Raw genomic sequence first — 14,073 nt, 5'->3', positions numbered from 1 at the left:
TGGCGGGTGCTAGTGCAGCCAGCCACGTCGATGGGCTCGCGGGGGTCCGGACGTGGCACGCACGTGCAACCGCGGAAGCAGCGTCGCCTGCTCGATCGGCGCGGTGTGCGAACGGTCCTCGATGCGGCGGTGCAGGAGTTCCACGGCTCGCGCGCCGAGTTCGTGCTTGGCCGGGCTGATTGCGCTGATCGGGACGATGGCGTCGGCGGCGAGCTCGTCGTCGTAGGTGAGCAGCGTCAGGTCCTCGGGCACCCGCCAGCCCCGCGCGCGCAGCGCGTCGAGCACGGTCAGGGCCTGCACGTCGGAGTGGATGAACAGGGCCGTGCTGTCGTGCTGCTCGATCGCGTCCAGAAGGCGGCCGATCGCCGCTCCCTGCCGTTTCCCCGGAGCCCAGGGGAGCGCGCAGCCGAGGTCCTGGAGGTCCAGGCTGACGGTCGCTCGCGCACGGACGACGCCCTGCTCAAGGGCCGTCGACGTCGCGGTCGGGACCGACGCCCAGGTGACCCGGTGGTGACCCAGCGCGGCCAGATGCTGGAAGCCGAGCAGCGCGCCGTACGCGTGGTCGGAGGAGACCCGGTCACGTTCCACCCGCAGATCGGGGAAGGAGAGCGGACGCTCACACACCACCAGTGGTGTGCTGATCTCGTCCAAGCGCTGATAGGTGGCCAGCTTCGCCTCACTCTCGTGCCCGGGCGTCACGATCAGGCCATCCACGTCGAGCTGTCCGAGTTGGTCCAGGCGCCGTAGTTCGGTCGTGGTGCGGGAGAAATGCGCTCCGTAGATCAACCGGTAACCCAGCGATGACGCCGCGGCCTCCGCGCCCTTGATCACCGTGCCGTAGTAGTAGGTGACATTCGGGGTGAGGAACCCGATCCGAAGGGCCGGGCGCGGTCGTGGCGTGCGACCGCCCGCGGGCGCCGGTAGCACGGCCCCGCCGTGGACCCGCTCCAGCAACCCGGCCTCTGCCATCTCGGCGAGGTCGCGCCGGATCGTCATCTCGGTGACGTCGAAGGCCGCGGCCGCTCGCGCCACGGCGATCACGCCCTCCGTGCGCAGCAGTCGCAATAACCGGTCGTGGCGAGCGGCTCGCACCACGTCAGGGCCGCCGTCGCCGTGCCTGCGGGGTCATCCCGCAGACCTTAACGGTCCGGCGAATGTTCGGAAATGTTTGACCCTCCCGATCTCGCTCGGTGCGGTGGTTCGATCGCACCAGCACGTCCGTCAGCAAAGGAGCAACGGCATGAACTCACACCTGGCCGAACACGGTCGTGGCGCCGCAGACACCCTCGACGCCCGCACCGAACTCGGCGCACTCGCGTCCCGGCACGTGCCGAGGCGAGGCTTCCTGTTGGGGTCGGCCGCCGTCGGGATCGGTGTGGCACTCGGGCTGGTCGCCCCGCGGGGCGCGTTGCCCGACGCCGCAGCCCAGGCCACGCCGGCGGAACTGATCGACGACGTCATCACCACCCACCCCCGCCTGCTCCTCACGGACTTCGCAGCGATCACCGAGAAGGTCGCCAGCGTGCCCCGGGTGGCCACCTGGGCGGAGAGCATCATCGCGCAGGCGGACGTCCTGCTGGGCATGCCGGTGCAGGCCTACGAGATCCCCGACGGGAAACGTATGACGCACGCCCCGGTGATCCTGCGCTCGTACGTGCTCGCCCTGACCTACCAGCTCACCGGCGACGACGCCTATGCCGAGCGGCTCTGGGCCGAACTGGAGGGCGCTGCTGCCTGGCCCGACTGGAACCCGTCACACTTCCTTGACACGGCCGGGATGACGCATGCCTTCGCCATCGGCTACGACTGGCTCCACGACTACTGGACGCCGGAGCGCCGTGAACTGCTTGCCGCGACCATCGCGACGAAGGGCCTGGAACCGGGGCAACAGGAGTACGCCAGCGGCGCGTTCTGGACGAAGGCCGCGCACAACTGGAACGCGGTCTGCAACGGCGGCCTGACCATGGGCTCGCTCGCCGTTGCTCAGGAGTACCCCGAGATCGCCGGCGATCTGATCGCCAAGGGGCTGGCCAGCGTGCCCAAGGCCGCCGACGAGTACGCGCCGGACGGTGGCTACCCGGAGGGCACGGGGTACTGGTCCTACGGCACCGGGTACCTGGTCAAGTACCTGGCCAGCCTGATCAGCGCGAGCGGGGCTGCGGGAGACCTGGAGAACAAGCCCGGGCTCGCCGAGACCGGCTACTTCCCGATCGATCTCACGGGTGGCTCGGGCTTGGCGTTCAACTACTACGACAGTGCCGCGTCCGCGCCGCGCAGCACGGAGTTCTTCTGGCTCGCCGCGCAGTTCGACCAGCCGGCGCTGAGCGACTGGGCGGCTGTGCGTGCCGACCTCAACGCCGAGGTCACGGACGTGATCTGGTTCGATCCGGCGCACTCCGAGCCCGGCGCCGCGCGCTGGCGCGACCGGGCATTGGACCACTATTACGAGGGCGTCGAGGTGGTGGCCTCGCGTGCTTCCTGGTCCGATCCGGCGGCGCCGTTCGTGGCCGTCAAGGGAGGCGCGAACGCGACCAACCACTCGGACCTCGACCTGGGCACGTTCGTGCTCGATGCGCTCGGCACCCGCTGGGCCCTCGACCTCGGCGCCGACGACTACAACCTCCCGGGGTACTTCGCCGCCGGTGTGGGCGGGCAGCGCTGGGAGTACTACCGCAAGCGCACCGAGGGCCAGAACACCCTGCTCGCCGGCCCCTCGCTCCAGGGTGGGCAGGCTGAACGGGCCGAAGCGCACGTGGTTCGTCACGAGGCGATCGCTGAAGAGGCGATCACAGTGCTCGACCTCAGCCAGGCGACCCCGGCGCTGACCTCGTGGCAGCGGGGTGTCCGCGTGCTCGACCAGCGCCGGCAGGTGATCGTGCAGGACGAGTTCAGCTGCGTGGGCGCCACGGACGTGTGGTGGTTCCTGCACACGACGGCGACGATCCAGATCGCCGCCGACGCACGTTCGGCGGAACTCGCGACCGGCGACGCACGCCTGCTGCTTCGCCTTGTGGGCGCCGGAACGGAGCGGTTCGTACAGATGCCCGCTCTGCCGCTCTGGACCTCACCTCAACCGCCCGAGCAGAACGCCAACGTGGGTGCGTCGAAGCTGGCGATCCGCGCCGAAGGCGTCACGGGCGGCCGGTTCACGGTCCAGATCTCACCCCTCCACCCAAGCGAGCAGGCGCCCGACGCCCTCACTCCGAGTCCGCTGGCCGAGTGGCGCCTGGGTCAGCCCGGTTGGCGGTTGACCGGGCTGAGCGTGGACGATGCACCCTTGCCGGAGTTCCGTCCCGACGTGTTCGACTACAAGGTGGTGGTACCCGAGGGCGCGCCGCTGCCGGCCGTGTCCGGCTCGGTCCGGGGGCCGCTGCGCCTGACCCAGCCTGACGCCGTGCCCGGCACGGCCGTGTTGCGCGTCGGTGCGGGCCGGGAGGAGCGAACCTATACGGTCCGGATGGAGGCGCCGGTCTCCGATCTGCGCCCCGGCGAGGCGGTGGTGGCCAGCGGCCACGACGGCAATCTCCCGGTCAACGTGCTCGACGGTGACCTGAACACGCGCTGGTCGTCACAGGGGACCGGTGAGTGGATCCGCCTGGACCTCGGAGAAGTGGTCGCCGTGAGTGCGGTCGAGATCGCTTGGTATCAGGGCGATCGCCGGGCGTCGTTCTTCGGTATCGAAGTGTCCGACGGCGATGGTTGGGTGAGCGTGCTGGCCGACCAGGTCTCGGGTACTTCGGGCGGACAGGAGACGTTCACGTTCGCGAGCGTGCAGGCCCGGTACGTCCGCTACACCGGCTACGGCAACTCGACCAACGCCTGGAACAGCGTCGCGGAGTTCGGCGTGCCGGGTCATCCGATGACCCTGCCCGACCCACCCGTGCAGTTCGACCGGGTGGAACTGCAGGCTCCGGGGCAGTTGAACGTCGGTGGTGACGCCCGGGCGAGCGCGACCGCCTACCTCTCCACGGGCGCGACCATCGACCCGGCGGCGGCCACCTGGGAGTGGCTCACCCTGGACCCGCAGGTCGCATCGGTCAGCGCCGATGGCCTGCTGAACGCCGTCGGTATCGGAAGTACCCGGGTGGTGACCGTGGTGGAGTTCGAGCGTCAGTTGCGGTGGGCGCTCGCGGAACTCACGGTGAACGATCCCAGGCTCCAGGTGATCGCCACCGACGCCGACACGTTCGTGCGCTCCGGGTCGTTCGCGGACGTGAACACCGGAACCACCGCCGCCCTCGCCCTGAAGAATGACAACAGCGCCGACTACCACCGGGAGGCATACCTGCGCTTTCCCGGCCCCGAGACCGCTGACTTCGTCTCAGCCGAGCTGCAGATCAGCGGCCGCGTCACCGACGGCACCCCCGCCGCCACGGTCGGCGTGTTCGGGACGAGCGCAGACTGGGGCGAGCGAGCCCTGACGTGGAACAACCGACCACCGATGACCGAGCAACTCGGGTCCGTCAGCCTCGACACGGCGGTCACGGCTTACACGGTGGACGTCACCGAGTATGTCCGCGCTGCCGCCGGAACCGGCGAGGCGCTTGCGTTCGGCCTGCAGCAGGTGCGGGCGGCGTCGGCACCGGGCGTGAACATCAATATCGACGCCAGGGAGTCGGGCAGTCCGGCGACGCTGCGGATCCGGCTGGCCTGAGTGCCGGGCGTCGCGTGCTCCACGCACCATCAGGCCGACGTCACCGGCGCGAACACCCCTGGAGCGACTCGAGGAGGCCCGGGCCACGGGGACCTTCGCGAACGTGAACTGGCCGGACACGCACTGTCAGGTCCGCTCGAGCCACACGCTCGCCCGGCCCGGGTCAGGACGGCTGCGCCGCTGCGGCGGGCGGCACCGTCCGGCCACCCGGTGACCGAGACGCTCGACGACGGCCTCCGGGGCCAGCGCCGGCCGTACCGGACCGTACTGACTCAGCAGCAGTCGGCCGCCCGGAGCGACCACCTCTGCCAGCAGGTGGTCGATCAGTTGTGCGTGCCGGTTGTCCGGGATCACGTCGAGCAGCATGTGGACCAGGTCGAACTGCTGGCCGTCGGGGTGTCGCCACGTCAGCGCGTCGCCGATCCAGAAGTGGTCGGCGAGCTCGGGATGGAGGTCCCGGGCCCGTTCGACGAGTTCGGGGGCGATGTCGACGCCGTACGGGACGACCTCGACGCCCCGGTCGGCAGCCCAGCCGACCATGCTGACCGCGAGGTGCCCGTTGGCGCACGCGAGGTCGAGGAAGGTGCTCGAAGCCCGACCGGTATCGAGGGCGGCGGCGAGCACGCCACGGGCGTCGTGCCAGTCGCGGGCGGTGCCGCCGAAGCCGGACCCGCCCTGCGGGGTGTCCGCACGCAGGTAGGGGCCGACCAGGGTGCGCCGGGTGTCGGCGACCACCTGGTCGTAGGTGATCGTGCGGCGAGCCTCGTCCGCTGCCAGCACGAGCCGGGCCAGCGCGCCGTCTCCCTGGGCCTCCAGCAGCTCGGCCGCAGCATCGGCGCCGCCGGTCCACCACTGCACGTCACCGCGGTGGGTGCGCTCACCCTGGTAGGGGTCCCCGTCCACCCAGAACACACAGTGGCGACGGCTGGCATCGACGGCGAGCAGGTGGGTGCCCTGACGCCGGAACCCCATCCGCGCCAGGGGGATCCGCAGCACGCTGTCGTCCCAGACGTCCTCCCCGGGAAGGCGACGGTCACTCGGGAGCAGCCACCCGCCGTCGTGCCGGTAAAGGGCGACGACGGCGCCGGACTCGGCGTCCGGGTCGGTGCGGAAGCACACGATCGACACCCGGGTGATGCGGTGCCACGCGAGGCTGTCCGGCGTGGCCGGGGCGAAGCGCTCGGTGGCGCGGACCAGCGCCGGCCAGGTGCTGAACCCGAGTCCCTGCGCGATCCGGTGCTGGGCCTCGGCGAGCCTGGTGGCCGGCTCGTGACGGCGCAGTTCGGTGAGGAGTTCCCGGGCTCGCTTGCGGGCCTGGTCGAGGTCGATGTGCTCGGGGATGGTTGCGTGGTCGGTCATGACGGTTCCCTCCGTGACGCCGACGTCCGCTGCTCGGCAAGAGAGACCGTTGGTCAACTCGAGGGGGAGATCGGGTGGGCTCGGCCCTTCCCGCGGACGGGTGGCACCCAAAGTGCGCCCGACCACGCTAGCACCGCAGGCGGAGGCCGGACCATGCGCACGGTTCGAGGAATGGAGGTCGACGTCGTGCCGGAAGGCGTCAGCCGGAGGACTCCGCCGCGGCCGCCCGTAGCGCGGCGACGGTTGTCTCGGCGCGGTAGCCCGGCTTGACCCCGGTCAGCACCGCGAGCGTGGAACGTGAGTGCGCGACCCGCAGCCCGACGATCTCCTGATAGGCGGGTGAGGCGTACCAGCGATGTGCCGCGTCAGGGCTCGGGAACTCGATGATGACGATGTTGCCCGGCACGGGCCCCTCGAGGACCTGCGGGAGCGTTCCGTGGACGAGCCAGTCGCCGCCGAACGGGGCGAACGTGGACTCGATGCGCGACATGTACTCAAGGATGTCCGGTCCGACCTCGACGTCCTCCAAATGGGCGATCGCGTAGCCGCGTTCGTTCTCGTTCGTCATGCTGAGGGCTCCTCATGTGGGTCACGATGCGTGGAACGGAGTGGGTGGGCGCGCAGCCAGATCGTCGCGGGTGACGATCCGACCGGCGGAGTTCTTCCTGCAGTCTCCCCGCCCCGGCGCATCGTCGCATCGTCTTTTTGCGGCACCCCGCGGCGCCCGGGTTCGCATCGTTCGCGGTCGTCCATCCCCGGACTTGATCTCAACTGCGGTTGAGGTTCTACCGTCGAGGGACGACCACTCGAAAGGATCGTCCATGACCACGTACTCGCTGCCCGAGCTGCCCTACGACTACTCCGCGCTCGCCCCGCATATCTCGGCGGAGGTGATGGAGTTGCACCACTCCAAGCACCACCAGGCCTACGTCACCGGCGCGAACACCACCCTGGAGCAACTCGAGGAGGCCCGGGCCACGGGAAACTTCGCGAACGTGAACAAGCTGGAGAAGGACCTCGCGTTCAACCTGGGCGGGCACCTCAACCACAGCGTGTTCTGGCAGAACCTCTCCCCGGACGGTGGCGGAGCTCCCGAAGGTGAACTCGCCGCGGCGATCGAGGACCACTTCGGTTCGTTCGAGGCGTTCAAGGCGCACTTCAGCGCGACCGCGCTGGGGGTGCAAGGGTCCGGATGGGCAGTGCTCGCCTGGGATCGCCTGGGCGCGAAGCCCGTGGTGTTCCAGTTGTTCGACCAGCAGGGCAACGCCCCGCTCGGCGTGACGCCGCTGCTGCAGCTGGACGTGTGGGAACACGCCTACTACCTGGACTACCGGAACGTGCGCGCGGACTACGTGAAGGCCTTCTGGGAGATCGCGAACTGGGCCGACGTGGCGACCCGGTTCGCCGCCGTCACCAGGTGAGTGGTCATCGCGCAGCCGGAGTGACCCAGCAGCACGTGCCCTCGCTCTATGACAGCTTCGCCCTCTACGGGAGCGGAGTGACGTTCGTGTCCGTCCACGACGGCGCCCGCGACAGGTTCTTCGTCGCCGCGTCGGTGCTGACTGCCTCGGTGGACCCGTTCACCATCGCCCTGTCCGTCGGCGGGAGCCGGGACGCCCTTCCGGTCATCACCGGCGGGGCGACCTGGGCCGTGTCGGTGCTCGGCACGCAGCACCTGCCGATGGTGCGAGTGCTCACCGCCCGCACCTCGCACGCCGAACGCCTCGATGCGCTCGCTGCGACGGGGGCGCAGTCCTCACCGGAAGGGCCGCTCTGGCTGCCCGATGCACTCGTGACGCTGTGGGCGCGGAGCCATACGGTGGTGCCGGTGAACGACCAGTTCCTCCTGGTCGGGGAGGTCATCCGTGGCAGCGTCCATCAGGAGAGCACCCCGCTGCTGCGATGGAACCGCGACTTCCGCACGACGGCCGCGGTGCCGGCGGCGCGGGCGAGCGTCGCGTGAACTTCACCGAGCGGCTCGCCTCCGGCATCGACGAAGGATGTCGTCAACGACCTGCGTGATCGGCGCGGTGGCGTCGATGGCCACGCCGTTCGCCGGGACGTCCCCGTTCGTCTGGTGCCACTGAACGATACGATCGCGTTCCGTCGGCTGTCCGCCGCCCCAGTCCTGGTCCGGGCGCTCGTCGAGACGCCGGTTCAGGGTGGCGAGGTCGACGTGCAGGACGAAGACGCCGTCGAACAGGTCGATGAACTTCGAGAAGTTCCGGGAGCCGCCGCAGAAGAAGGTCGCGGCGTGGTCCCGGTCGGCGACCAGTGCCTTCACCTTGTCGACGTCCCAGATGTGGTGCTCGTGTCCGAAGCCCGCCACCGGTTCGCCTGTCTCCGGGTCTCCCCGGTAGGCAAGCTCCCGGTCGCCATGGATGGCGTGGTGTCCGCGCCGCTGCAACTCGTCGCACACGGAGGTCTTGCCGGTGCCGGAGAGGCCTTCGATCAGATAGTTCCTCCTGCCCATGGGCCGGAACGTAACACCAAGGGTTCACGGTGGTCACCGGGAATTCTCCGGGCGAGCCTCGGTGAGGCCGAGCGAGAGGATGGTGGCGCCGATGTCGCGCAGCGTGGCAAGCACGGCATGCAGTTGGGTCTGATCGGCGATCGGTCCGGCCAGGGTGCTGGTGCCGTCGCCATGGCGCGTGATGGCCAGGCCGCCTAGCACGTTGGACCAGTGATCGTCGAGGTGGCCCTCGACGTGCAGTTCGTAGGTGCTGGGTCCGGCGGCGCTCATGTCAGAACCCCTGCCCGAGCGACCTGTCCGCGGTGGCCGTCGCGGCGCGACCGACGCGCGGGACGGACGCGCCTGCGGATGAGCCACTCCGCCACAGCGAGGTTGATCACCCAGCCGGCACCCTTGGCCAGGTCACCCGTGAGTTCCCCGGCGCCGAGAACGGCGATGCTGATGCCCTCGGTGAAGGCCTGGGTGCCGGCAGCCAGACCGATCGCGTAGGCACGGATCATCCAGGCGCGGTGGGCGCGGATGTCACGGCGCCGCACGGCCGCGAAGCCGAGGACGAGGAACGCGGCCATCGCGCTGGCGAAGACGAGCCGCAACACGTACAGGAGGTCTCCGGTGCCGGGCTTGGCCGTGTACAGCAGCGTCATCCACAGCGCGGACCCGGCGACCAGCAGGCCGGCTACCGCCAGCACGCGGCCGGCGCGCCGGTGCCAGCTGAGGTGGCCCCGCCGCAGCCTCGGCACGAACTGGAAGGCACCCACCAGGGCGTACAGGGCGGCGCCGACGATGTGGACGACCAATGGCGCGGTGGAGGCCGCGAACCGTGCGTCGGCCGGGATCGACTCCGGCCCGCCGGCGAGCTGGACGAGTCGGAGGGTGCCGGCGGCGAGTGGGATCGCGCTCAGCGCGATGAGGGCGACCGGGACCGGCCAGCCGGCCGCCCGGGATGGCGAGCCGACCGGCCGGGCTCTGGTCATTGCTGCGGAGTTCATGGGACCGCAGGCTCACGGACCGGGGCGAGGGAGGCCGTCGGGGCGGGGGAGCGGTCCACGCAGCGCCAGAGCGAGACGCCGAGGCCGATCAGCGCGATGCCGACCGGGACTGCGAGCGGCCGGTTGAAGCCCTCGGGCAGCACGGCGAGGGCGGCGGTGCCGACAGCGCCGACGGCGAGCAGGATGGTCGCCCAGCGGGCCAGGATGCCGGCGCGGAACAGCGCGATGCCGAACGTGAGCCCGCCGAGCAGGTACCCGACGCCGGAGAGGTTCAGCAGGGTCTGCAGGCCGCCGATGTCACCGGCGGGGGTGCCGCCGGCGGCCGAGACGAGCACGTCGTTGACGTACCCGGGCTGGACGCCGACCACCGTCGGCAGAACGGTCGCAGCGATGACCTCGGTGGCGAACATGGCCAGGTATCCGGCGGCGAAGAGCAGGTAGCCGACCAGGCCGAGCCAGCCGGCGCGGCGGCGGGTGTGCAGATACATGCCGGTGATGCCGGCCAGTGCGAGCGCCGACATCACCGCCTTGGCCGTGGACCGGACGACCCACTCGGTGGTCTCCACCGAGGCGGCGACCATCGGCGGGTGGTTGATCTGGACGGCGACGAAGATGGCTCCAGCGGTCGCTGCCGCGACGCCGGCGGCCTTGGTCAGGCCCGTGCTGGTGATGGTCATGGTGTGCTCCGTGTGATCCGGGCCGGGGGAGTCCGGCGATGTTCCAGACGCTATGGAGCGAGGTGGTGAGGGCACATCACCAGACGATGTGATCGAGGTGGTGATCGTCCGAGCCGCAGAGGTGCGGCTAGAGATGACCCTGTTCGGTGGCCCGCCGGACGGCGGCGCGGCGAGTGTTCACGCCGAGCTTGGTGAAGATGTGCTTCGTGTGGGTGCGCAGGGTGTTGACGGAGACGAACAGCCGCTGGGCGATCTCGGGGCCGGTCAGGTCGGTCGCGAGCAGGCGCAGCACCTCGAGTTCACGGTCGCTGAGCTGGTCGTCGCGGGGTTCGGCGGCCGGCGCCGCTTCGCTTGCAGCGTCCTGCCCGACGGCGTCCAGGAGTTCGCGCGCCGGTGCGGCCCGGTCGGGGCGGGCGACGGCGGCCCGCAGCAGTTCGAGCATCGGCTCGCCCTCGTCGAGGAACAGTCGCCGGTACCCGGCCGGCACGCCGAGCGTCAGGGCACGTCCGAGGTCGCTGAGCGCGGCGTTGAGGTCGCCGGCCGCGTGCCGTGCGAGCGCGCGCACGACGAGCGCGTCGATGACGCTGCCGGTCCGCCCGGCCGACTCGGCGGCCGACGCGAGGCGACCCAACCGGTCGGTGACGTCGCGCAACGAAGCAGCCCCGCCGTCGGGCCGGGCGTCGGCGACCTCGAGCCTGGCCAGGGTGAGCTGGTCGAACTCGTCCAGGTAGGCGGGTTCGGCGTCGGCTGTGAGGTGGTGCGTGCGGGCCCAGGCGCGGGCGTCGTCCAGCCTGCCCTGCGCGATCCGGATGCGCGTGCGAGCCGCCGGGATCGGGTGGACATCGGGGAAGAAGCCCGGCATGAAGAGCGGTTCGGCAGCGTCGAGCAGGTCGACCGCACCGTCGCAGTCGCCACGTGCACGACGTACGCCGGCGCTCGCGGTGAACCAGCGGTGCCGGTTCTCCAGCAGGGATGCTGCCTCGCCGAGGTCCCTGGCCGTGTGGAGGTGCCGCGCCGCGCCGTCGAGGTCACCCCGCTCGCAGAGCACACCCGCCAGGCCGACGTGCAGGTCACCGGTGGTCGACAGCCCCGGGTGCTGCTCGGCGGTCTCGAGGGCGCGGCGGTACAGGCGCTCGGCCTCGTCGGGCCGGCCCTGACCCAACCACAGCTCGGCCAGGACGACGGTGGCGCCGAGGGAGTCGGCGACGTTCCCGGCGGCACGCATGCTGCGGACCGCCTCGGCGAAGATGTCGACGGCGGTCGGGAGGTCACCGGCGGCCCACGCCGCCATGCCGAGGAAGCCCGCCGCGGCGGCCCGCGACATGTGATCCTCGCCGGCCAGTTCGAGGGCGCGCCGGGCGTGCGCGACCGTGCTGGTGATGTCACCGCTGGCCTGGGCGATGGAGGCCCGGTAGACCGCGAGCAGGGAGGGCAGGGCCTGCAGTTCGTTCTCACGGTCACGGAGGAGGTCTGCCGGAAGCACGCCGCCGTCCGGGCCGGCCGAGCGGTCGGAGCGCATCGCTTCTTCGGCGGCGTCCAGCCACGTCTCGACGCCGGCGAGGTTCCCCTCGGACAGGTACGCCCAGGCCAGTGACGCGGCGAGCAACGGCCGGCGGCGGGCGGCGTCCCCGGGCAGCGCGCGGGTCCAGTCCCGCAGGGCGCGGTCCTCGCGTCGGCGCCGCAGTCCCGGGACGGCCAGGTCGACCAACTCGGCCGCCAGCTCGGGGTCGCCGCCCGCGAGAGCGTGCGGGACGCCGTCGGCCAGCCTGCCCTGACCCGCATACCAGGCCGCCGCCGCCCGGTGCAGCCGCGCCACCCGGTCCGGGTCATGCGCGGTGAGCCGGGCCATGAGGGCGGTGCCGAACAGGTGGTGATAGCGGTACCAGCGCCTCTCGTCGTCGAGCGGGATCACGAACAGGTTGGCGCGCTCGAGGGCTGCGAGGGTGGCGTGCCCGTCGGTGCGGCCGGTGATGGCGTCGCACAGCGGCCCGGTGAGCTCGCCCAGGACGGAGGTGTCGAACAGGAACGCGCGCACGTGATCGGGCTGGGCGTCGACGACCTCCTCCATCAGGTAGTCCAGGACGAACCGGTGGCTGCCGGCGAACGCGTCGACGAAGCCGTCCAGGTCACCGGCCTCGGCGTCGGACCGGGCGCGTGCGGACAGCGCGGCCAGTTGCAGTCCGGCGGCCCAGCCCTCGGTGCGTGCCTCGAGCGCGGTGATGTGGTGCGGCTGGAGGTCGAGTCCCATCACGTCGGTGAGGAAGGTGGTCGCCTCGGTCTCGGTGAATCGCAGGTCGGCGGAGCGGAGCTCGAGCAGTTCGCCGCGGGCGCGCAGGCGTGGCAGGGGCAGCGGCGGGTCCGAACGGGTCGTGATCGCGAGGGTGACCTGCGGCGGGAGGTTGTCGAGCAGGAACGTCATCGCCTCGTGCACGGGCTCGTCGTCGATGACGTGGTAGTCGTCGAGGGCGATGACGGTGTGGCCGGGCAGGGCGTCGAGGTCGTTGACGAGGCCGACGAGGACCTGCTCGGTGGGGACGGTAGCGCCGGTGGCGTCCAGCAGTGCCATCGCCTCGGCCCCGGTCTCCGGACTGGTTCGCTGCACGGCGGCGAGGAGGTGGGTGAGGAAGCGGCGCGGGTCCGCATCGGCCGCGTCGAGGGAGAGCCACGCGACCCTCGTGGACGCGGCGCCGGCCAGCCATTGGGACAACAGCGTGGTCTTGCCGAAGCCCGCGGGTGCGGCGACGAGCACGAGCCGCGGCGCCGCGCCGTCGGGCGTTCGGAGGCGGTCGGTCAGACGCGACCGCGCGACGAGCTCCCGGCGTGGCGACGGCACGTGCAACTTCGTGCCGAGGAGGGGCATCGGGCCAGCCTACGGGGACCGGGTGCCCCTGATTGGGCGTCCGTGGGAGGCGGTTGTCGGACCCGGCGCGCAGACTGGGACGCATGGATCTCGACGAGGCACGTGAAGTCAAGGGACAGGTCATCGCTTCGGTGAGCGAGTGGCTCTCCAGCGAGCTCGGCGCCATGGCCACGCCCGGGTTCGGGCCGTTCGCCGTCGGCATCGCGACCCGCACCGCGGCCGGCTTCGGTGTCGCGGTGCGCTACGACCAGAGTGACGAGCGGATCGTCGCTCGGGCGGAGGGGCTCGCGGCCGAGCTCGGGCCCGACGCCGACGTGCGTGCGGTCGGGCGGGTGCGGGCGCTGTCCGTCGGGCCGGTCGTGCCGACCGCGCTGACCATGGGGGAGACGGGCCGGGTGCGCCCGCTGCGGCCGGGGATCTCGATCGCTCACGTCGCGGTGACCGCCGGCACCCTCGGTGCGTTCGTCACCCTGCCCGACGGCGTCGCGTACGTTCTCTCGAACTTCCACGTTCTGGCGGGCTCACCGTCCGCGGAACTCGGCGACGCCATCGTTCAGCCCGGCCCCGCCGACGGCGGTCGGTCACCGCAGGACCGGATCGGCTCGCTCGCGGCCGTGGTGCCGTTGGCACCCGGGCAGCCGGCGACCGTGGACGCGGCGCTCGCCTCGCTCCAGGACGTCGAGTTCGACGCCACCTACCCGGCCGGGACGCTGACCGGCACGGCGGTCGTGGAGGGTGAGGAGGCGGTCCAGAAGGTCGGCCGCACCACCGGCGTCACCGACGGACGGGTGAGCGCGATCGAGCTGGACGGGCTCGTCATCGAGTATGGGGAGGGCCTGGGCCAGTTGCGGTTCGACGACCAGATCGAGGTGGAGTCCACCGGCGACGGGCCGTTCTCCCAGGGTGGCGACAGCGGGTCGCTCGTGTACCTCGTGGACGGAGTGCGCGCCGTCGGGCTGCTCTTCGCGGGCAGTGAGACCGGTGGCCCGAGCGGGACCGGGCTGACCTACCTCAACCCCATCGAGACGGTGCTGGCCGCGCTCGACGCGACGCTGGTGTGA

General features: G+C 71.2%; 12 protein-coding genes. 4 read left to right on the top strand and 8 right to left on the bottom strand.

Features of this window, described 5'->3' with window-relative positions:
* Positions 1–9 precede the first annotated feature (9 nt).
* Positions 10–1,095, bottom strand: a complete 1,086-nt coding sequence (locus GKS42_RS14590) for a LacI family DNA-binding transcriptional regulator (RefSeq protein ID WP_154794486.1) — start codon at positions 1,093–1,095, stop codon at positions 10–12.
* A 145-nt stretch (positions 1,096–1,240) separates the two neighbouring features.
* Between GKS42_RS14590 and GKS42_RS14585 the strand changes: the two genes are divergently transcribed.
* Positions 1,241–4,654, top strand: coding sequence for a CBM96 family carbohydrate-binding protein (locus tag GKS42_RS14585; RefSeq protein ID WP_154794485.1), 3,414 nt, complete (start codon positions 1,241–1,243; stop codon positions 4,652–4,654).
* A gap of 126 nt (positions 4,655–4,780) precedes the next feature.
* Here GKS42_RS14585 and GKS42_RS14580 read toward each other — a convergent pair whose 3' ends face one another.
* A complete protein-coding gene (locus GKS42_RS14580; RefSeq protein WP_154794484.1) occupies positions 4,781–6,013 on the bottom strand; it encodes a class I SAM-dependent methyltransferase in 1,233 nt (410 codons plus the stop codon).
* Between the two features lie 199 nt (positions 6,014–6,212).
* The gene (locus tag GKS42_RS14575) at positions 6,213–6,581 is read right to left on the bottom strand and encodes a DUF1330 domain-containing protein (protein ID WP_154794483.1); all 369 of its coding nucleotides are present in this window, start codon (positions 6,579–6,581) and stop codon (positions 6,213–6,215) included.
* Between the two features lie 253 nt (positions 6,582–6,834).
* Between GKS42_RS14575 and GKS42_RS14570 the strand changes: the two genes are divergently transcribed.
* A complete protein-coding gene (locus GKS42_RS14570; protein ID WP_154794482.1) occupies positions 6,835–7,434 on the top strand; it encodes a superoxide dismutase in 600 nt (199 codons plus the stop codon).
* Between the two features lie 20 nt (positions 7,435–7,454).
* Positions 7,455–7,976: a flavin reductase family protein gene (locus tag GKS42_RS14565; protein WP_154794481.1), complete on the top strand. Its 522-nt coding sequence runs from the start codon at positions 7,455–7,457 to the stop codon at positions 7,974–7,976.
* 3 nt (positions 7,977–7,979) lie between these two features.
* On the opposite strand, the gene GKS42_RS14560 is transcribed toward GKS42_RS14565, so the two are convergent.
* The 5 genes from GKS42_RS14560 to GKS42_RS14540 form a co-directional block, all read right to left on the bottom strand.
* Positions 7,980–8,486 carry an AAA family ATPase gene (locus GKS42_RS14560; protein WP_154794480.1) on the bottom strand — a complete coding sequence of 169 codons (507 nt, stop codon included), beginning with the start codon at positions 8,484–8,486 and terminating at the stop codon, positions 7,980–7,982.
* 33 nt (positions 8,487–8,519) lie between these two features.
* On the bottom strand, positions 8,520–8,756 hold the full coding sequence (locus GKS42_RS14555; RefSeq protein ID WP_154794479.1) for a hypothetical protein: 237 nt from the start codon (positions 8,754–8,756) through the stop codon (positions 8,520–8,522).
* The gene (locus tag GKS42_RS14550; protein ID WP_154794478.1) at positions 8,753–9,475 is read right to left on the bottom strand and encodes a DUF2306 domain-containing protein; all 723 of its coding nucleotides are present in this window, start codon (positions 9,473–9,475) and stop codon (positions 8,753–8,755) included. Before GKS42_RS14550 ends, GKS42_RS14555 begins: the two co-directional genes overlap by 4 nt.
* Positions 9,472–10,152, bottom strand: a complete 681-nt coding sequence (locus tag GKS42_RS14545; RefSeq protein WP_154794477.1) for a hypothetical protein — start codon at positions 10,150–10,152, stop codon at positions 9,472–9,474. The genes GKS42_RS14550 and GKS42_RS14545 overlap by 4 nt, the downstream gene beginning before the upstream one ends.
* Positions 10,153–10,279: 127 nt before the next feature.
* Entirely contained in the window at positions 10,280–13,012 is a 2,733-nt protein-coding gene (locus tag GKS42_RS14540) for a winged helix-turn-helix domain-containing protein (RefSeq protein WP_154794476.1), read from the bottom strand.
* Between the two features lie 83 nt (positions 13,013–13,095).
* Between GKS42_RS14540 and GKS42_RS14535 the strand changes: the two genes are divergently transcribed.
* On the top strand, positions 13,096–14,073 hold the full coding sequence (locus tag GKS42_RS14535) for a chymotrypsin family serine protease (protein ID WP_154794475.1): 978 nt from the start codon (positions 13,096–13,098) through the stop codon (positions 14,071–14,073).

It is taken from the genome of Occultella kanbiaonis (assembly GCF_009708215.1).
Taxonomy (GTDB): domain Bacteria; phylum Actinomycetota; class Actinomycetes; order Actinomycetales; family Beutenbergiaceae; genus Occultella; species Occultella kanbiaonis.
This window is presented reverse-complemented; position numbering and strand designations above follow the sequence as displayed.